We start from the raw sequence: 19,413 nt of genomic DNA, 5'->3' as shown, positions 1-19,413 counted from the left end.
GCGTGCGCCCGAAGAACGTACGGCGGCGCTGTCCTACGAAAGCAGCTCGCGCGCGAGCTTCGCCGTCTCGGTCGGCGTCTTGCCGACCTTGACGCCGGCGGCCTCGAGGGCCTCCTTCTTCGCCTGGGCGGTGCCGGAGGAGCCGGAGACGATGGCGCCGGCGTGGCCCATGGTCTTGCCCTCGGGCGCGGTGAAGCCCGCGACGTAGCCGACGACCGGCTTGGTGACGTGGGCCTTGATGTAGTCGGCCGCACGCTCCTCGGCGTCGCCGCCGATCTCACCGATCATGACGATCAGGTCGGTCTCTGGGTCCGCCTCGAACGCCTCGAGGGCGTCGATGTGCGTGGTGCCGATGACCGGGTCGCCACCGATGCCGACGGCCGACGAGAAGCCGATGTCACGGAGCTCGTACATCATCTGGTACGTCAGCGTGCCGGACTTCGAGACCAGGCCGATGCGGCCCGGCTTCGTGATGTCGCCCGGGATGATGCCGGCGTTCGACTGGCCGGGGGTGATCAGACCCGGGCAGTTCGGGCCGATGATCCGGGTCTTGTCGCCCTTGGACTTCGCGTACGCGTAGAACGCGGCGGAGTCGTGGACGGCGATGCCCTCGGTGATGACCACGGCGAGCGGGATCTCGGCGTCGATCGCCTCGACCACGGCGGCCTTGGAGAAGGCCGGCGGGACGAAGAGGACGGACACGTTGGCGCCCGTCTTCTCGATCGCCTCGGCGACCGAGCCGAAGACGGGGATCGACGTGCCGTCGAAGTCGACCTCGGTGCCGGCCTTGCGCGGGTTCACGCCGCCGACGATGTTCGTGCCGTCGGCGAGCATGAGCTTGGTGTGCTTCATGCCCGTGGCACCGGTCATGCCCTGGACGATGACCTTGCTGTCCTTGTTGAGGAAGATAGCCATGGCTGTTCTGTCCCTCGTCCCTTACTTCGCGGCCGCGAGCTCGGCGGCCTTGTCGGCCGCGCCGTCCATGGTGTCCACGCGCTGCACCAGCGGGTGGTTGGCGTCGGAGAGGATCTTGCGACCCAGCTCGGCGTTGTTGCCGTCGAGGCGCACGACGAGGGGCTTCTCGACCTTCTCGCCCTTCTCCTCCAGAAGCGCGAGCGCCTGGACGATGCCGTTGGCGACCTCGTCGCAGGCGGTGATGCCGCCGAAGACGTTGACGAACACGGACTTGACGTCCGCGTCGCCGAGGATGATCTCCAGGCCGTTCGCCATCACCTGGGCGGAGGCGCCGCCGCCGATGTCGAGGAAGTTGGCCGGCTTCACGCCGCCGTGCTGCTCACCGGCGTACGCGACGACGTCCAGGGTCGACATGACCAGGCCGGCGCCGTTGCCGATGATGCCGACCTCGCCGTCGAGCTTGACGTAGTTGAGGCCCTTCTCCTTGGCAGCGGCCTCGAGCGGGTCGGCCGCGTCCTTGTCCTGGAGCGCCTCGTGGTCGGGGTGGCGGAAGTCCGCGTTCTCGTCCAGGGACACCTTGCCGTCGAGGGCGATGATGTCGCCGGAGGCGACCTTGGCGAGGGGGTTGACCTCGACCAGGAGGGCGTCCTCCTCGATGAAGGTCTTCCAGAGCGTCACCAGCACGTCGGCGACCTTGCCGGCCACCTCGGCCGGGAACTTCGCGTCCTCGACGATCTTGCGGGCGACCTCGGGGGTCACGCCCTCGTTGGCGTCGATCGGCGTCTTGGCGACGGCCTCCGGGCGGGAGGCCGCCACCTCCTCGATCTCCATGCCGCCCTCGACGGAGGCGATGGAGAGGAAGGTGCGGTTGGTGCGGTCCAGGAGGAAGGAGACGTAGTACTCCTCCACGATCTCCGGAGCCGTCTCGGCCATCATCACCTTGTGGACCGTGTGGCCCTTGATGTCCATGCCGAGGATGTTCGTCGCGTGCGCGACGGCCTCGTCGGGGGTGGCGGCCAGCTTCACGCCACCGGCCTTGCCTCGGCCTCCGACCTTCACCTGGGCCTTGACGACAGACTTGCCGCCAAGACGCTCGGTCGCCTCGCGGGCCGCCTCAGGCGTGTCGATGACTTCACCGGCCAGCACCGGTACACCGTGCTTGGCGAAGAGGTCCCTCGCCTGGTACTCGAACAGGTCCACGCGCGTCCGTCCCTATCAGTGATCTCGCGGTTCGATCTTCCTGCGTGGGCGTGCCGCGATGGGCAACGTGACTCCGCTGTCACAAGGGAGGCGTACGAGGCGTACACAGTGGCCGGTACGCGGCATGTCCGTCTCGCAGGTTATCGCCGCGCGGGGACGGCTTCTAAATCACAGATCACACCTGAGCGGTGATACCGGTCACAGAGCGTCCTCTTTGTCGCTCCGGCGTCCTCGTGTCGTCGCTCCGCCCGGTGCGGTTCGCGGCCTCACCGCGCGGGGGTACGCACGGTGAGGCCACCCGATGAGCCCCAGAATTCCCGAGGGGGCTCGTGGCGGGCGGTCCGTCCCCACGGAGTCGCCCGCTCGCACGCCGGCTTGGGGCCGGGTCGCGCCGACGGTTTTCGGCTGACCCGGCTCACCGGCGTCGGTCAGATACCCGGCACGCAGCTCGGTGCGACGTCACCGGCCACGCCGTGCACACCGGTGACGGCGTGCCCGGCGAGCGGCTGTGCGCCGGCCACTACCGTGCCGGTCAGTTCATGGGCGAACGGGGTGACATCGCCGGCCACCCCGCCCACCAGCGGCGCCGCGCCGTCACCGACGACGGCCCGGGCGAAGGGGGCGACGTTCCCGCCGACGACCCCGTACGCAAACGGAGGTACGTCACCGGTGACGCCCTGCGCCAGGCCGCCGGCAATGGCGCCGACGCCGTGCACGACCGGCCGCACCTGGTCGGCGACCGTCCGCACGAGTGGGTCCACGGCGGCGACGACGCCGCCCGCGACCATGCCCTGCGCCAGTGGGCCGGCCTCGCCCACGACCCCGGAGGCCAGGGGCGCCGCCGCACCGGTCACGCCGGTGGCGAGCGGACCGGCCCGCTGCCCGACCAGGCCCGTCGCGAGCGGCACGACGTCCCCGACCGCACCGCCCGCGACCGGCAGCACGCCGTGCACGGCCGTGGCCGCGACGGGCGGCAGGACGGCAGCGGCGGTCTCGTCGGCCAGGGGCGTGGCGACGGCAGTGACGTCCTCGGCGGAGGAGGAGGACAGGGGGCCGAAGAGGTGGTCGACGTCGTCCTGGGCGGTGGGGATGACGGGGGTGACCAGGGTGACGGGGGCGGCCGGGGTGGTGGCGGCGAATTCCGTCTTCCGGGTGACCTGGTGGCCGGCGGTCCGGTGGTTGTCGTGGCCGCTCGCGGCGTCGGCGGCCGCGTCCGGCACGGAGTGTGAGTGAGCGGGCAGCTCATCCGCACTGGCCACGGCCGAGCCGGGGGCCCAGGCGCCGGAGACGCCCGCGGCTATGACGAGGGAGGGGCGGAGGTTTTCGTTCATGCGTACGTTGTTCCTTCGAATTCCGGCGATCTCGGTGTCGGGCAGACCTGCTTCCGGCCCCGCGCGACAGGTCACGTGCGGGGGGAGGGGTTGTCCTAGCCGGGGAATTCGGGGATGCCGCGCTGCCGGTCGGCCACCGGCGCGGGGACGCCCGGCGCGAGCGCGCCGGGCAGCAGCAGAACGGGCACCCGGCCCGCGAAAGCGGCCGCGTGCAGATCACTGTGGCGCGTCGAGCTGCCGACACCGGCGGACGCGTTGGCACCGAGCACGCCGTCGGGGCGCGGTGGCGTGCCGGGCGCGGCCGGCTGCGGGGCGGCGGCGCGGCGCGCCACCAGGCTCTGGTGCGCACCGTCGTGGTGGACGCCACCGGCCTCCGTGGAGCCGTACACCGCCGGTCCCGCCACCCGGGTGGCGAGCGCGGCCGAGGTGTGAGCCGGGTGTTCGTCGTGCTCCGGCGCCGCGGTGTGCGGGGGCTGCGGTTGCCCAGCGGTCGGCTCGGACGGCCCGGCGGGGGCGGTGGGATCTGCGGGGGTCGACGGGGCCGGCGGCGTGCGCGGTGCGGGGGCGGGGGCGGAGTGGCCGGGCAGGTCGGGCAGTTCAGGCACCCGGGGCACGCCGGGCAGGACCGGCGGCGCGTCCGGCAACGGTCGCGAAGTCGCCGTGGCGACCCCACCGATGACCTGCCCGGCCAGCCCACCGACGTTCTCCGTCAGCCCACCGAGGGTCCCGGTCAGGCCGCCAGCAGTCTCGGTCAGCCCACCGAGGGTCCCGGTCAGGCCGCCAGCAGTCTTGGTCAGGCCGTCGACGGTCCCAGTCAAGCCGCCAGCAGTCTCGGTCAGGCCGTCGACGGTCCCGGTCAGCTCACCGGCGGTCTTGGTCAACCCGTCGACGGTCCCGGTCAGCCCTCCGACCGGCTCGGGCAGCTCTCCCACGGTTTGCGTCAGTTCGCGGGGTGACGCCGTCAGCTGTCCGACGTGGTCTGTCACCTGGCGCACGTTGACAGGGCGCGGGCGCGTGGCCATCTCCCCAGCCAGCCGAGCTTCCCGGGCCTCCCCGCCCTCGCGGGTCCCGCGGGCGGGTTCTGCGGTGAGCCTCCGCACCGCGTCGGAGGCCCGGTCGCGCACCGCGTGCGCACCCCGGGCAACCGGCTGGTCCGTTCCCGCGCGGAGCGCACCGTGGTGCGTCGCCAGAGTGCTGGACACGCCACCCGGAACGTCGTCCGCGTGGGCCTGGCCGCCGCAGAGGAGACCGAGTCCGATCAACCCGCCCAACAGCAGGGCTAGTTGCAGCCCACGCCACTGCACCGCCGGGCGCGGCAGGCGCTCGGCAGGGGCCGGGTGAAGGGGCTCGGAGGTCACGGTGCGCCGATCCTCGCACGGGACGAGGGAGCCAGCGCAAGCCCTGAGTTACCGATGGGTACTCATATCCGGTTTGCCGCCGCTCCCCCACTTTCAGCCGCCGTGTCGGGTATGGGCAGGGGCCGCTTCTCGATGGCGGCGGCCATGACGTCGGGGAAGAGATCGGGGGTGCAGGCGAACGCCGGTGCTCCCAATGCGGCGAGCGCGGCCGCGTGTTCACGGTCGTAGGCGGGCGCCCCTTCGTCGGAGAGCGCGAGGAGCGTCACGAACTGCACGCCGGAAGCCTTCATGGCGGCGACGCGCTTGAGCATCTCGTCGCGTATCCCCCCTTCGTAGAGGTCGGAGATGAGGACGACGACGGTCTCGGCGGGGCGGGTGATCTGCGACTGGCAGTACGCGAGCGCCCGGTTGATGTCGGTGCCGCCGCCGAGCTGTGTGCCGAAGAGGACGTCGACGGGGTCGTCGAGCTGGTCGGTCAGGTCCACGACGGCCGTGTCGAAGACGACCAGCCGCGTCCGGATGGACCGCATGGAGGCGAGCACGGCGCCGAACACGGAGGCGTAGACGACCGACGCGGCCATCGAGCCCGACTGGTCGATGCAGAGGATCACCTCCTTCTGCACGGACTGCGCGGCCCGCCCGTACCCGATGAGCCGCTCGGGCACGACCGTGCGGTACTCGGGCAGGTAGTGCTTGAGGTTGGCCGCGATCGTGCGGTTCCAGTCGATGTCGTGGTGGCGCGGCCGGCTGACGCGGGCGCTGCGGTCGAGGGCGCCGGTCAGCGTGGCGCGGGTGCGCGTGGCGAGCTTCTTCTCCAGGTCGTCGACGACCTTGCGGACCACCGCGCGGGCCGTCTCCTTCGTCGTCTCCGGCATCACCTTGTTCAGCGAGAGCAGGGTGCCGACGAGGTGCACGTCGGCGTCGACGGCCTCCAGCATCTCCGGTTCGAGCAGCAGCGCGGACAGGCCGAGCCGGTCGATCGCGTCGCGCTGCATGACCTGGACGACGGAGGACGGGAAGTACGTGCGGATGTCGCCGAGCCAGCGGGCGACGGACGGGGCCGAGCCGCCGAGCCCCGCGGTGCGGCTGCCGCCGGGGCTCTGCTGTCTGCCCCGGTCCGAGCCGTACAGGGCGGTGAGGGCGCCGTCCACCGCCGCGTCCTGCCCGGACAGCCGGCAGCCGGTGCCGTCGGCCGCGTCGCCGCCCAGCACGAGGCGCCAGCGCCGGAGCCGTTCGTCCTCGGGGCTGCTTGGGATCCCGGTCATGTCATCGCTCCTACGGGGTTGTTGCTCGCCGTCTCATCTGCCATATCCGCCACGAACGCGACCGCGGCCTCGCCGTGGCATGCGGCTCCGCCGCAGCCCCACGGGCCGAGGAGAGAGCGCACGCAGTGCGCCTTTCAGGGGCGCGGGGAACTGCGCGAGAAGCCCCACCGGACCCGCAGCCGAAAACGGGCCCCTTCGACCCGCCCCTCATCCACCGGCCCCTGCCCCCAACAACATCCGCACCACCGGCTCCACCGCCTCCGCCCGATCCGGATCGAACTCCTCGGCGAACCCGGATCCGCCCCCCGCCCCGGCGGTCGCCGCCCCGCGCCGGACCAGCTCCCCCAAAGACCGCCGCACCCCCGCCTCGTACGCCGAGAACGTGCGCCGCAGCAGCGGCAGTACGTCGGTGAACGCGGCGTCCGGCACCCCCGTCAGCCACGCGTCGACCAGGCCGAGCAGCCGCTCGTCGTGGACGAGGAGGAGGCCGCCGGAGCCGCCGCCGACGAAGCCCTCGATCCAGGCGGCCGCCTCACCCGGCGGGGTGCCGGGCGAGAGGACGAGGCCCATCAGCCGGGCCGCGCCGTCGTCGTCGAGCGCGCCCTCGTCCAGGAGGACGCGGGTGCACCGGCCACGGACCACGCCGGCCACGCTGTCCCGGGCGGCGAGCGTGTGGAGCACGGCCCGCCAGCGTCCGCGCAGCGCCGCGTCCTCCAGAAGGCCGACGGCGGAGTGCACGGCATCGACATGGCCGCGCATCTCGCCGGCGGCCTCCGCGCCGAGCCCCACGCAGGCCGGCGGGAGCCCGACGAAGACCCGCTGGGCCAGGCCGGTCGCCACTTCGGTGAGGGCGCCGGTGTCGGTGCCGCGCACGTCGCCGTAGCGCAGGGCGCGGACCAGGGCGGGCAGGGCCTGTGCGAGGTGGCCGACGTCCGTGTCCAGGGCCGCGCGGTCGGCGAGGACCCGCATCACGACGGGCAGCGCCGCCGCCAGTCCGGCCAGCAGGCAGTGCTCGGCGAGCGCCGTGACGTCGGCGAGGGCGGTCGCGGCGACCGCGTCCGACTCGGCCTTGGCGGTCGCCGCCGCCGGCACGGTCGTCCCCCAGATCCCGGCCTCGGCCACCCGCACGGACAGCTCCGGTTCCCAGCGCAGCCGCCAGGTCTCGCGGAAGGTGCCGGTGGAGCCGCGGGCCGACCGGGCCGGCTCGCCCCAGCCGACGCCGAGCAGCCGCAGGCGGTGCAGCAGCCGGCTGCGCGCGCCGTCGGTGTCGCCCCGCAGATCGAGGTCCACCTCCTTCTCCTCGGCCGCCGGTCTGAGCCGCAGGGTGCGCTGGAGCCGGGTGAGGTCGCGCTGGAGCGGGACCGCGGGGGCCGCCTCGGGCACCTCCCCGAGAACGTCGCCGACCACGAGCCGGTCGTGGATGAGCCGGAGCGGTACGTCCGAGCCCTCGCAGAGCACGGCCCGGACCGCGTCGGTGGTCTCCGTCAGACCGGCGAGCGGCCGCCCCCGCAGCACGGCCAGGCTCTCCGCGAGCCGCACCGCCTCGATGACGTGGGCGGACGACACGATCCGGTCCTCGGCGCGCAGCAGCCCCGCGACCTTGGTCAGCCACCGCTCGACGGGCCGGTCCGGGACGCCGAACAGGTGCCCGTACCAGCCGGGCGACTCGATCCCCGCCCCGTAGCCGCTGGCGCGGGCGAGCCGGCGGTGGGTCCACGGCACCCAGGTCAGGTCGACCTTCGCCTTGGGCAGTCCCTTCAGCAGGGCGCGGTCGGCCGCGACGGTGGCCCGCTGCCGCAGCGCGGGCACGTGCCAGGCCCCGCACACCACGGCGACGGCATCCCCGAACTCCCGTACCGCGGCGCGCACGCGCAACCGCATGTGGGCCTCGCGCACCAGGTCACGCCGGTGGCCGCCGTCCCCGTACGACTCCCGCAGGGCGGCCATGGCCTCGCCGAGCGCGGCGAACGCGTCGTCCGCGCGGTGCTCGACGACGTCCTCCCACCAGCGCTCCGCGTCGTCGTACCCGGCGGTCTCGGCGAGCACGCGCAACGGGTCGACGCGCACCGCCTCCGCGCTCTGCGGCACCGCTTCGCCGTCCGGCATCGCCAGGCTGTGCGCGGCGGGCAGGTCGATGAAGCGGACCGGCACCCCGTGCTCCAGGGCCCAGCGCAGGGCCACCCACTCGGGCGAGAACTCGGCGAACGGCCAGAACGCCGACTTCCCCGGTTCGTCCACGACGTGCGCGAGCAGCGCGACCGGCGGGCGCATCGCCTCGTCGGCGGCGAGCGACACCAACGCGTCGGCCTCGGGCGGGCCCTCGATCAGCACGGCCCGCGGCCGCGCGCCCTCCAGGGCGCGGCGCACGGCCCGCGCGGACCCGGGCCCGTGGTGCCGGACGCCGAGCAGCAGCGGCCCGGTCACGCGCTCACCTCGCGGCAGGCCCGGTAGAAGTCCTTCCAGCCGTCCCGCTCGCGGACCACGGCCTCCAGGTACTCCTGCCAGACGACCCGGTCGGCCGCCGGGTCGCGCACGACGGCGCCGAGGATGCCGGCGGCGGTGTCCGTGGGCCGCAGCACGCCGTCCCCGAAGTGCGCGCTCAGCGCGAGGCCGTTGGTCACCACCGAGATGGCCTCGGCCGTCGAGAGGGTCCCGCTGGGCGACTTCACCTTCGTCCGCCCGTCGGCGGTCACCCCGTCGCGCAGCTCGCGGAAGACGGTGACGACGCGCCGGATCTCGTCGATGCCGTCGGGCGTGCTCGGCAGCTCCAGGCCGCGGCCGATCTGTTCGACGCGGCGCGCGACGATGTCGACCTCCGCCTCGACGCTCGCGGGCAGCGGCAGCACGACGGTGTTGAAGCGGCGGCGCAGCGCACTCGACAGTTCGTTCACCCCGCGGTCCCGGTCGTTGGCCGTGGCGATGAGGTTGAACCCGCGTACCGCCTGCACCTCCTGGCCCAACTCCGGTATGGGCAGGTTCTTCTCGGAGAGGATCGTGATGAGGCTGTCCTGCACGTCGGCGGGGACCCGGGTCAGCTCCTCGATCCGGGCCGTCATGCCCTCCTGCATCGCGCGCATCACCGGGCTGGGGACGAGGGCGTCCCGGCTCGGTCCGTGGGCGAGCAGCTGCGCGTAGTTCCACCCGTACCGGATGGCCTCCTCCGGCGTGCCGGCCGTGCCCTGCACCAGCAGCGTGGAATCGCCGCTGACAGCGGCGGCGAGATGCTCCGACACCCATGTCTTGGCGGTCCCGGGCACGCCGAGCAGCAGCAGCGCGCGATCGGTCGCGAGCGTCGTCACGGCGACCTCGACGATGCGGCGCGGCCCCACGTACTTCGGTGTGATCACCGTCCCGTCGGGCAGGGTGCCGCCGAGGAGATAGGTGGCGACGGCCCACGGCGAGAGGCGCCAGCGGGCCGGCCGCGGCCGGTCGTCCTGGGCCGCCAGCGCCGCGAGTTCGTCCGCGAACGCGTGCTCGGCGTGCGCCCGCAGCACCTCTCCGGCACCTTGCTCCGTCACGGAAACGCTCATGACTGTCCCCCACTTCGAATCGCCCGGCCCAAACCACCACGCCAAGGCCGTGCCGGCCTCGTCACGCTGATGGATCCACCGTGCACCACACCACTGACAATCGACGCCGCCGCACCGGTCACCGCAGGTCAGCCGGGGGCCGCCCCGGATTGTCAGTGCCGGGACCTACCGTCGGTGACATGACTCAGCAGGGGGTGCGCTGGACGACGGACCAGGTGCTGGCACTGGCGCCTGACGCCGCGTCACGCAAGGCGGGAAGCAGGCTCGGGGCAGCGGGACCCTGGTCACAGACCGGGGGTTCGGACGAGGGGGCGGTGTGGGGGCTGTGCAAGGGCAGCGGCGGCAAGCCGTACCAGACGATCGTGGACACCGGCGGCGGGACGGGACCGGCCTACAAGTGCAGTTGTCCGAGCCGCAAGTTCCCGTGCAAGCACGCGCTGGGACTGCTCCTGCTCTGGGCCGCGGGGGACGCCGGCGTGCCACCTGGCCAGGCACCGGAGTGGGCGCAGCCCTGGCTGGACGGGCGCAGGGCACGAGCCGAGCAGAAGCAGGAGCCGGCGGCGGCCCGGGGCGGCGGCGCCCCGGCCGACCCGGAGGCGGCGCGCCGCAGAGCGGACCGTCGCGCCCAGCGCGTCAGTACGGGCACCACGGAGCTGGAGCAGCGCCTCACGGACCTGCTCCGCGGCGGGCTCGCCCAGGCGGAGCAGGCGGGATACGGGCTGTGGGAGGAGACGGCGGCCCGCATGGTCGACGCGCAGGCGCCCGGACTGGCCGCGCGGGTACGTGAGTTGGGAGCGATCCCGGCGTCGGGGCCCGGCTGGCCGGCCCGGCTGCTGGAGGAGTGCGCCCTCATCCACCTCCTCGACAAGGGGTGGCAGCACCGGGCCGCACTCCCCGCGGACCTGGCCACCACGGTCCGCTCCCGGATCGGCCTGCCCACGCCACCGACGTCACCGCCGCTGAGGGACCGCTGGCTGGTCCTGTCCCAGTACGACAGGGCGGACGGGCACCTCACCACGCGCCGCATCTGGCTGCACGGCACGGAGACGGACCGTACGGCGCTGCTCCTGTCGTTCGGAGCGGCCGGCCGCGCCCCGTCCCTGGCCCTGCCCGCGGGCCTGGCCCTGGACGCGACGATCACGCCCCACCCCGGCGCCCGGACACTCCGGGCGGACCTGACCGAACAGTGCGCGCCTCCCGCCCCGACCACCCACCGCCCGCGGGGCGTCGACATCGCCACGGCCCTGGCGGCCTACGGCGAGGCCCTGAGGCAGGACCCCTGGCTGGAGTCCTGGCCCGTCACGCTCACGGACGTCATACCGACCCGCCACCCGGACGCCGACTCCTGGCAACTGGCGGACGCGGACGGCAAATCGGCCCTCCCTCTCATCCCGCACTCGTCCCCCGCCCTATGGCGCCTGATAGCGCTCTCGGGAGGCACCCCCCTCACAGCCTTCGGCGAATGCGGCCACCAGGGCTTCCGCCCGCTGGCGGCGTGGACGTCCACGTCCGCCGCGCCCGTCCCCCTCACCTGAGCGCCCCGCACCGGGGAAACGAGAACGGCCGGCCGCGCCCGACCCACCCCGCACCGCACGTGACACCAGGAGGCCAGACATGCCAGGCAGCAGCACCCACACCTGCGACTCCACCGCCCTCCCCGGCTCCGCCGCCGCCCTGCCCTGGGACGCCCTGGTCACCACCGCGTTGCTGGGCACGGACCGCCGCCCCTCCACCACCCCGGAGGCCCTGCTGGACGACGCGGCGCTGAGGACCGTCCGGCGCCGGGCAGCCCTGCTCCCGGCCGCCGCGGCTCCCCTGCCGACCCCCGCCGCACCGGACCCCCGCCCGCCGCTCCCCGCCCCCGCCCGCGCCCGTCTGGCCACGCTCCTCACCGACCGCCCCGGCACCGGCACCACCCGCCGGGGCGCCGCCCCCGACCTCCTGGAGCTGCTCCCGCAGTGGCTGACGACGGCCAACGCATATGGCTACGCTCCCCCGCCGGAACTTCTCCCGCCCCTGCTGGACGCGGCCCGCGGCCGCACGGACCTGCGTCCCGGCGCCCTCATGTTCGCGGGCCCGCGCGCGTTGTGGCTGGCCGCGCTCAACCCGGACTGGAAGTTCGCCCTGCGGGCCACGCCGGGCGCGGGCACGACGCTGCCGGCGCCCGGCGAGACGCAGGAGGTGCAACGCCTGTGGGCGGAGGGCCTGTTCGCGGAGCGGGTGGCGCTGCTGGCCGCGGTCCGGGCCCATGACCCGCAGGCGGCCCGCACGCTCTTGCAGAGCACCTGGAGCACGGAGCGGGCCGAGGACCGTCTCATGTTCCTGGACTCGCTGCGGGAGGGGCTGAGCGACGCGGACGAGCCGTTCCTGGAGAAGGCGCTGGCGGACCGCAGCCGGAACGTCCGTTCGACGGCGGCCGAGCTGCTCTCCGCGCTCCCGCACTCGGCGCTGGCGGCCCGCATGGCGGACCGGGCGCTGTCGTGTGTGGCCCTCGACCGGGAGACGGGGACGGTGGTGGTAGAGGCCCCGCACGAGTGCGACGCGGCGATGGAGCGCGACGGCATCGTGGCCAAGCCGCCGACCGGCAGGGGGGAACGGTCCTGGTGGCTGGGCCAGTTGGTGGAGGCCGCGCCGCTGGACCGCTGGCCGGCGAGGTTCGGCGGCCGCGCCCCGGAGGAGATCGTGGCGCTGCCGGTCGCGGACGACTGGCGGGGCGAGCTGCACGCGGGATGGTGCCGGGCCGCCGTGCGCCAGCGGGACGTCGGCTGGTCGCGGGCGCTGCTCGGGACGCCGACCGCGCCGGACGCGGCGGGCCCGGGCGCGGTCTCGCTGGCGGAGCGCTCGAAGCTGCTCTCCGCGCTGCCGGCGGCGGACCGGGCCGAGTGGGTGGCCGGGTTCATCGCGGCGCACGGTCTGTCGGAGGCGTTCCAGCTGCTCGGGGTCTGCGCCACACCGTGGGCGGCGCCGCTGGGCCGGGCCGTGGTCGACGCGCTGAACATCGCGCGGGACGCGGGGAGTTATCCGTGGAGCTTCAGCGGCGTGATGGGTCTGGCGGAGCGGTGCCTGGACCCGGTGGAGGCGGTGCGCCTGGAGGGGTTCACGGCCGCCGTGGAGGAGACGGAGAACGCGGCTCCCGGAGCGGGGGGTTACTGGTCGGAGGCGTTCCAGCGCCTGGTGGGTACGTTGCGGCTGCGCCAGGCCATGCGCGAGGAACTCGCCGCCGGACACACGCCGTGACCGCCCACGGGCCACCGGCCGACCGACCCGGGAGGCGCCGGCCGACCCTCACGGGCCACGCCACGTGCCGACCGGCACGGGCCACAAGCCGGCCAGCACGGGACACGTCACAAGCCGTCCGGCACGGAGAGCGACGGCCGCCGGGATGCACAACCCCCGCGACGCCCCGCCGTAACAATCCGCCCTTATGCGCCCTGCCACAACGCCCCGCCCCAGGCCGCCGCCCCGCGACCGCCCACAGGGCGCACCACGACCGCCGACCGCGATCAAGCTCCCGCGGGCTGCCGCACATTGGCTCGGACCCAGTCCACGATCGAGGTGGTCGTCGCACCCGGGGTGAAGATCTCCGCGACGCCCTGCTCCTTGAGGGGCGGGATGTCGGCCTCCGGGATGATGCCGCCGCCGAAGACCTGGATGTCGGCGGCGTCGCGCTCACGGAGGAGTTCGATGACACGCGCGAACAGCGTGTTGTGCGCGCCGGAGAGGATGGAGAGCCCGATGGCGTCGGCGTCCTCCTGGATCGCGGTGTCCACGATCTGCTCGGGCGTCTGGTGCAGGCCCGTGTAGATGACCTCCATGCCCGCGTCGCGCAGCGCCCGCGCGATCACCTTGGCCCCGCGGTCGTGGCCGTCAAGGCCGGGTTTCGCGACGACCACGCGGATCGGACCGGCTGCCACACCCATCACTGCCTCCATGAAGTGACTGACCCTGGGGCCTTGGTACCCCGGGCCCCCGGTTCCGGACACCCGTCCCGGATATCCGAAGTGAACGAACGTTATCGCCAGCATCCCGCAACCGGCCGTTTCACGGTGCACGGGGAGGGGGAAATCACATGGTGGGACACGTTCGCTACGCGCCGCAACCGCTACGGCCGCCTGAGCAGCCGCATCCGGGGCAGCGCGCGGGAAGCCGTTTCACGGAAGGCCGTTCCGAGGGCACCGGAGCGCCCACGCGGCGCGGTCCGCTCGGCCGGCCCGACACGTCCGGGGCCGCGAGCACCGCAGCCGGGCTCCGCATGAGCGCACCCGGGGGACAGCGGTGCCCGCCGCGTGCCGACGGGAGGTCGACCGATGCAGGTCACGAGGACTCCGCCCCTGCGCGCACTCCGACAGCTGCTGCCGCTGCGGCTGACCGGACTGTCGGCCGCGTTGCTGAAGTCGACCGCACTCGAACTGGCCATTCTGACAGGGCATCTGCTCCTCTACCCCACGGGAGTCCTCCCGGAGCGCAGGAACCCGGACGCGCCGGACGACCTACGCACCTCGCCCGGAACCCCTCCCGACGCCCCGGCCGGGACCCCGCCCAGAACCACGACCGGCCCGGCGGAGCCCCCACGGCTCCCCCTCCCCCAGAAACCCCCGGTCCTCCTCCTGCACGGCTTCATCGACAACCGCTCGGTCTTCGTCCTGCTCCGCCGCTCCCTGGCACAGCACGGCAGGCAGCGGATCGAGTCGCTCAACTACTCGCCGCTGACCTGCGACATACGGACCGCGGCGGCTCTGCTGGGCCGCCACGTCGAGGAGTTGTGCGACCGGACGGGCCAGGAACGGATCGACATCGTGGGGCACAGCCTGGGCGGGCTGATCGCGCGCTACTACGTGCAGTGCCTGACCGGGGACCGACGGGTGCGCACGCTCGTCACACTCGGCACGCCGCACGCCGGGACCCGCGTCGCACCGCTCGCGGACGCGCATCCGATCGTGCGGCAGATGCGCCCGGGCTCCTCGGTCCTCGAAGAACTGAAGAGGCCCGCACCGGGGTGCCGTACGCACTTCGTGAGTTTCTGGAGCGACCTCGACCAGCTGATGGTGCCGCTGGAGACGGCCCGCGTCGACCACCCGGACCTGCTCGCGCAGAACGTGCGGGTGACGGGCGTCGGGCACCTGGCGCTGCCCGTGCACCCGGCGGTGGCGACGGGCGTCCGGCAGGCGCTCGACGCCGACACGGCGGCGGAAGAGACGCGCGCGGCGGGCCCGGTCGGCGGCCTGACGGTGGCGTGAGGATCGCGTGCCGATGTGGTGACGGCGGCCTGGACGAGGGGCTCGTGGTGCCGGGCAAATCCGGCGAATCGTCGAACGACCCTCGAACTCAGCGCCAAAGAAGCGCCCGTAGTTCACCGAAAGGCGGCTGATTGCCCGATTACGCGGGGCCGGAAACCTGCCGAAGATTGTCGCGCCCTCGTACCGCCGGGTACAGTCGCCGCACTGCTCTGGCAGCCCCTGTTGTCGAGGCGAAAGAGAAGTTGGTGAACGACCGTCATCCGTCGGGGACCGCGCAGCACGCGGCCTACGACGGTCATTCCACGACCAGCTTCGCCACCGACCCACTCTTCGGTGACCTGCCGGGCGATGTCCCGTACGACCCGAGTGCCCACGATTCCGGTTCTTACCACTCGGGTTCCTACGATTCCGGTTCCTACGGTTCGGGCTCCTACGACACGGGCCAGTGGCCCACGCAGGCCACCGGGGACGCGCAGCCGTACGCGACCTCCCCGTATCCCGCTTCCGCGTACCCCACCACCGCGTGCGGGACGGGCAGTTACGACACGGGCACGTACGACACGAGCACGATGTGGGCGACGGGCGCCGCCGGCCACGACCAGCAGCACACCGGTCAGTGGCCCGCGCAGACGTACGACACACAGTCCTCCGAGGCCCCGGCCTTCGCGGCGCAGACGTTCGACACACAGTCCTTCGACACGCGGACGTTCACGCCCCACGCCTTCGAGCCGCACGCCTTCGAGCCGGAGTCCTTCGAGACCCGGTCCTTCGACGCACCGGTCTTCGGGACGACGGCCTACGACACCGGCGCGTACGACGCCACGGCGTGGAACTCGGCCGGCCCTTCCGCCGAGGAGGACCACGGCACCGCGGACCACACCGCGGCCCACGCCTTCGTGCCGGATCAGTACAGCCCCGCCGAACACCCCGAGGCGCACGACGCGTCCGACGTCCCACAGGCACCGGACCGCGCGACGGAACCCGACGCCGGGCACGACACCGGCGAGGACCCGGAGCCCGGCCCGGGGCCGGAGCCCGTCACCCGCGCCGCGTCCCGCCGCGCCGCGCAGACCCGCACCGCCGCGAACCGCTCCCGCCGCCGCACCCCCGCCAGACGCTCCGCCCTGCTGACCATCGCCGTGCCCTCGGTGTGCGCGGTCGGGGTCGCCGGGGCCGCCGCCGCCTCCGTGGGCACGTTCAGCGGGGACGAGGGCACGAAGACGCAGCCGGTGGCGGCGCCGGACGCGAGCGCGGTGCAGCCGTCCGTCGCCAACAACAAGCTGGACACGCAGCTCAAGGAGATGTCCGCGGACGCGGGCGACTTCGCCGACCGGGCGAGCCGCACGCAGGAGCGGATCGACCTGAAGGCGAAGCAGGAGGCCGACCGCAAGAAGGCCGCCGCGGCGGCCGCGCACAAGGAAGCGATGCGGCCCAAGTTCGTGCTTCCGGTGAAGCAGCACGGCCTGAGCGCCTACTACGGGCAGGCCGGCATCAACTGGATGTCCGTGCACAGCGGCATCGACTTCCCGGTCTCGTACGGGACCGAGGTGATGGCCGCCACGGACGGCACCGTGCGGACGCAGTGGAACAGCGCGTACGGGAACATGGCGATCGTGACCGCCAAGGACGGTACGGAGACCTGGTACTGCCACCTCTCCTCGCACACCGTGATGAGCGGGCCGGTGAAGGCCGGTGACGTGATCGCGCACTCGGGGAACTCGGGGAACTCGACCGGACCGCACCTGCACTTCGAGGTACGGCCCGGCGGCGGCGCGGCGATCGACCCGCTGCCGTGGCTGCGCGCCCACGACCTCGACCCGACGTGACGTGACACCGGGCCCCTCCCCCGGGGCCCGGCCCTACCTGGCTACAGCTTCTCCACCGGCGCGTACCGCAGCAGCAGCCGCTTCGGCTTGGGGTCTCCGAAGTCGACCGTCGCCTCCGCGTTCCCGCCCGTGCCGCTCACGCCCACCACCGTGCCGAGGCCGAACTGGTCGTGCGTGACACGGTCGCCGACGGCCAGGGAGACCACCGGCTTCTCGCCGGCGCGGCGCGTCGCGAAGGCCGGTGTCGTACGGGAGCGGGACGACGACAGCGAGGCGGCGATACCGCCCCCGATGCCCTTGGCCGAGGGGGCCGGCGCGGAGCCGCCCGTGCGCTTCCACTCCAGGTGCGCGTCCGGGATCTCCTCCAGGAAGCGCGAGGGCGGGTTGTACGAGGGCTGGCCCCAGGCGCTGCGCATGGTGGAGCGCGTCAGGTACAGCCGCTCCCGCGCGCGCGTGATGCCGACGTAGGCGAGGCGGCGCTCCTCCTCCAGCTCCTTGGTCTGCCCCAGGGAGCGCATGTGCGGGAAGACGCCGTCCTCCATGCCGGTCAGGAAGACCACCGGGAATTCGAGGCCCTTGGCGGTGTGCAGGGTCATCAGGGTGATGACGCCGCTGCCGTCGTCCTCCTCGTCGGGGATCTGGTCGGAGTCGGCGACGAGCGCGACCCGCTCCAGGAAGGCGGAGAGGCCGACGCCTCCGGTCTCGCCCTCGGTCTCCGTCTCCGCCTGCGCGGACTCCTGCTCGAACTCCAGGGCGACGGCGGCGAGTTCCTGGAGGTTCTCGATGCGGGTCTCGTCCTGCGGGTCGGTGGAGGACTGCAGCTCGGCGAGGTATCCGGTGCGCTCCAGGACGGCTTCCAGAACGGTGGCCGGTCCGGCGCCCGACTCCACGACGGTGCGCAGGTCCTCCATGAGGGTGTTGAACCGCTTCACCGCGTTCGTGGAGCGGGACGCCATGCCGTACGCCTCGTCGACGCGGCGCAGTGCCTGCGGGAAGGAGATCTTCTCGCGCTGGGAGAGGGCGTCGACCATGGCTTCGGCGCGGTCCCCGATGCCGCGCTTGGGCACGTTCAGGATGCGGCGCAGGGGGACGGAGTCCTCGGGGTTCGCCAGCACCCGCAGGTAGGCGAGGACGTCCCTGACCTCCTTGCGCTCGTAGAAGCGCACCCCGCCGACGACCTTGTAGGGCAGGCCGACGCGGATGAAGATCTCTTCGAAGACACGGGACTGCGCGTTCGTGCGGTAGAAGACGGCGACGTCGCCGGCCTTCGCCTCGCCCGCGTCCGTGAGCCGGTCGATCTCCTCGGCGACGAACTGCGCCTCGTCGTGCTCGGTGTCCGCGACGTACCCGGTGATCTGGGAGCCCGCGCCCGCGTTCGTCCACAGGTTCTTCGGGCGGCGCGACTCGTTGCGCTCGATGACCGCGTTGGCCGCGCTGAGGATCGTCTGCGTGGAGCGGTAGTTCTGCTCCAGGAGGATCGTCGTCGCGTCCGCGTAGTCCTCCTCGAACTGGAGGATGTTGCGGATCGTGGCGCCGCGGAACGCGTAGATCGACTGGTCCGCGTCACCGACGACGCACAGCTCGGCCGGGTCCGCGTCCTCCCCGTCCGTGGGCCCGACCAGCTCGCGCACGAGCGCGTACTGCGCGTGGTTGGTGTCCTGGTACTCGTCGACCAGGACGTGGCGGAAGCGGCGGCGGTAGTGCTCCGCGACGTCGGGGAAGGCGCGCAGCAGGTTGACCGTGGTCATGATCAGGTCGTCGAAGTCGAGGGCGTTGGCCTCCCTCAACCGCGACTGGTACATCGCGTACGCCTGGGCGACGGACTTCTCGAAGCCGTCGGCCGCCGTCTTCGCGAAGTCCTCCTCGTCGATCAGCTCGTTCTTCAGGTTCGAGATCTTGGCGCTGAAGGACTTCGGCGGGAACTTCTTCGGGTCCAGGTCCAGGTCGCGGCAGACCAGGGCCATGAGCCGCTTGCTGTCGGCCGCGTCGTAGATCGAGAACGACGAGGTGAACCCGAGCTTCTTGGACTCGCGGCGCAGGATGCGCACGCACGCGCTGTGGAAGGTGGAGACCCACATCGCGTTCGCCCGCGGGCCCACCAGGGCCTCGACGCGCTCCTTCATCTCGCCCGCGGCCTTGTTCGTGAAGGTGATCGCGAGGATCTGGCCGGGGTGGACGCCGCGCTCGGCCAGCAGGTAGGCGATGCGGTGGGTGAGGACGCGGGTCTTGCCGGAGCCGGCGCCCGCGACGATGAGCAGCGGGGAGCCGCCGTGCACGACGGCCGCCCGCTGGTTCTCGTTCAGCCCGTCGAGCAGGGCCGCCGGGTCCAGGGCGGGGCGGGGCGCGCCGCCGCGGTAGTAGGCGTCCCGGGCCGGAGGCACGTCGAACTTCCCGCCGAACAGGTCGTCCGGGATCGGCTCGGGCTCCGGTCCGTCGTGCTCGCTGTCGGGCGGCGGCGGGGGGCCCTCGGTCCGGTTCTGGAGGCCCGCCAGGAAGCTGTCGTCAAAGAGGCTGCTCATCGCCTCACGAGTCTAGGCGGCCGCACCGACACCCCGCCCCCACCTTCCCCACACTGCCCATATCGGCAGGTCAGCGGCGTCTCCCGGCCGAGGGACCGAAGGGCGCACCCACAGTGACCGAGCGGACGCGATGGGTGCGACAACTGCCCGGTGTCGCCAAGGTCACGAAAATGTATCGGGCATATCGACCAGCAACCTTCACAGCGGCGACACGAGTTGGCTACGGTGCTGC

General features: G+C 73.1%; 13 protein-coding genes. 4 read left to right on the top strand and 9 right to left on the bottom strand.

All coding sequences use genetic code 11. The features are described 5' to 3' along the window. Positions 1-33: 33 nt before the first annotated feature. The 7 genes from sucD to ABZY33_RS00200 form a co-directional block, all read right to left on the bottom strand. A complete protein-coding gene (gene sucD, locus ABZY33_RS00230; protein ID WP_356489152.1) occupies positions 34-915 on the bottom strand; it encodes a succinate--CoA ligase subunit alpha in 882 nt (293 codons plus the stop codon). A 21-nt stretch (positions 916-936) separates the two neighbouring features. Then, positions 937-2,115 carry an ADP-forming succinate--CoA ligase subunit beta gene (gene sucC, locus ABZY33_RS00225; RefSeq protein ID WP_356489151.1) on the bottom strand — a complete coding sequence of 393 codons (1,179 nt, stop codon included), beginning with the start codon at positions 2,113-2,115 and terminating at the stop codon, positions 937-939. A 428-nt stretch (positions 2,116-2,543) separates the two neighbouring features. Further along, a complete protein-coding gene (locus ABZY33_RS00220; RefSeq protein WP_356489150.1) occupies positions 2,544-3,446 on the bottom strand; it encodes a hypothetical protein in 903 nt (300 codons plus the stop codon). A 95-nt stretch (positions 3,447-3,541) separates the two neighbouring features. Next, positions 3,542-4,432 carry a hypothetical protein gene (locus ABZY33_RS00215; RefSeq protein ID WP_356489149.1) on the bottom strand — a complete coding sequence of 297 codons (891 nt, stop codon included), beginning with the start codon at positions 4,430-4,432 and terminating at the stop codon, positions 3,542-3,544. Positions 4,433-4,866: 434 nt separating this feature from the next. Further along, a complete protein-coding gene (locus ABZY33_RS00210) occupies positions 4,867-6,069 on the bottom strand; it encodes a VWA domain-containing protein (protein ID WP_356489148.1) in 1,203 nt (400 codons plus the stop codon). A gap of 207 nt (positions 6,070-6,276) precedes the next feature. Continuing rightward, a complete protein-coding gene (locus ABZY33_RS00205) occupies positions 6,277-8,493 on the bottom strand; it encodes a DUF5682 family protein (protein WP_356489147.1) in 2,217 nt (738 codons plus the stop codon). Then, a complete protein-coding gene (locus ABZY33_RS00200) occupies positions 8,490-9,599 on the bottom strand; it encodes an AAA family ATPase (protein ID WP_356489146.1) in 1,110 nt (369 codons plus the stop codon). Before ABZY33_RS00200 ends, ABZY33_RS00205 begins: the two co-directional genes overlap by 4 nt. Positions 9,600-9,778: 179 nt before the next feature. Here ABZY33_RS00200 and ABZY33_RS00195 point away from each other — a divergent pair, with 179 nt between their 5' ends. Further along, positions 9,779-11,134, top strand: coding sequence for an SWIM zinc finger family protein (locus tag ABZY33_RS00195; RefSeq protein WP_356489145.1), 1,356 nt, complete (start codon positions 9,779-9,781; stop codon positions 11,132-11,134). Between the two features lie 79 nt (positions 11,135-11,213). After that, a complete protein-coding gene (locus ABZY33_RS00190) occupies positions 11,214-12,836 on the top strand; it encodes a DUF5691 domain-containing protein (protein WP_356489144.1) in 1,623 nt (540 codons plus the stop codon). A 266-nt stretch (positions 12,837-13,102) separates the two neighbouring features. Here ABZY33_RS00190 and ABZY33_RS00185 read toward each other — a convergent pair whose 3' ends face one another. After that, positions 13,103-13,519: a cobalamin B12-binding domain-containing protein gene (locus ABZY33_RS00185; protein WP_356489143.1), complete on the bottom strand. Its 417-nt coding sequence runs from the start codon at positions 13,517-13,519 to the stop codon at positions 13,103-13,105. A 387-nt stretch (positions 13,520-13,906) separates the two neighbouring features. On the opposite strand from ABZY33_RS00185, the gene ABZY33_RS00180 reads away from it, so the two are divergent. Both ABZY33_RS00180 and ABZY33_RS00175 read left to right on the top strand, forming a co-directional pair. Next, positions 13,907-14,836 carry an alpha/beta fold hydrolase gene (locus ABZY33_RS00180; RefSeq protein ID WP_356489142.1) on the top strand — a complete coding sequence of 310 codons (930 nt, stop codon included), beginning with the start codon at positions 13,907-13,909 and terminating at the stop codon, positions 14,834-14,836. Between the two features lie 245 nt (positions 14,837-15,081). Continuing rightward, positions 15,082-16,662 (top strand): peptidoglycan DD-metalloendopeptidase family protein, encoded by a 1,581-nt coding sequence (locus ABZY33_RS00175; RefSeq protein WP_356489141.1) that lies wholly within the window; start codon positions 15,082-15,084, stop codon positions 16,660-16,662. 41 nt (positions 16,663-16,703) lie between these two features. Here ABZY33_RS00175 and pcrA read toward each other — a convergent pair whose 3' ends face one another. Next, on the bottom strand, positions 16,704-19,181 hold the full coding sequence (gene pcrA / locus ABZY33_RS00170; protein WP_356489140.1) for a DNA helicase PcrA: 2,478 nt from the start codon (positions 19,179-19,181) through the stop codon (positions 16,704-16,706). Positions 19,182-19,413 lie beyond the last annotated feature (232 nt).

Origin of the sequence: Streptomyces sp. NPDC006552 (genome assembly GCF_040611655.1) — a bacterium.
Taxonomy (GTDB): Bacteria; Actinomycetota; Actinomycetes; order Streptomycetales; family Streptomycetaceae; genus Streptomyces.
This window is presented reverse-complemented; position numbering and strand designations above follow the sequence as displayed.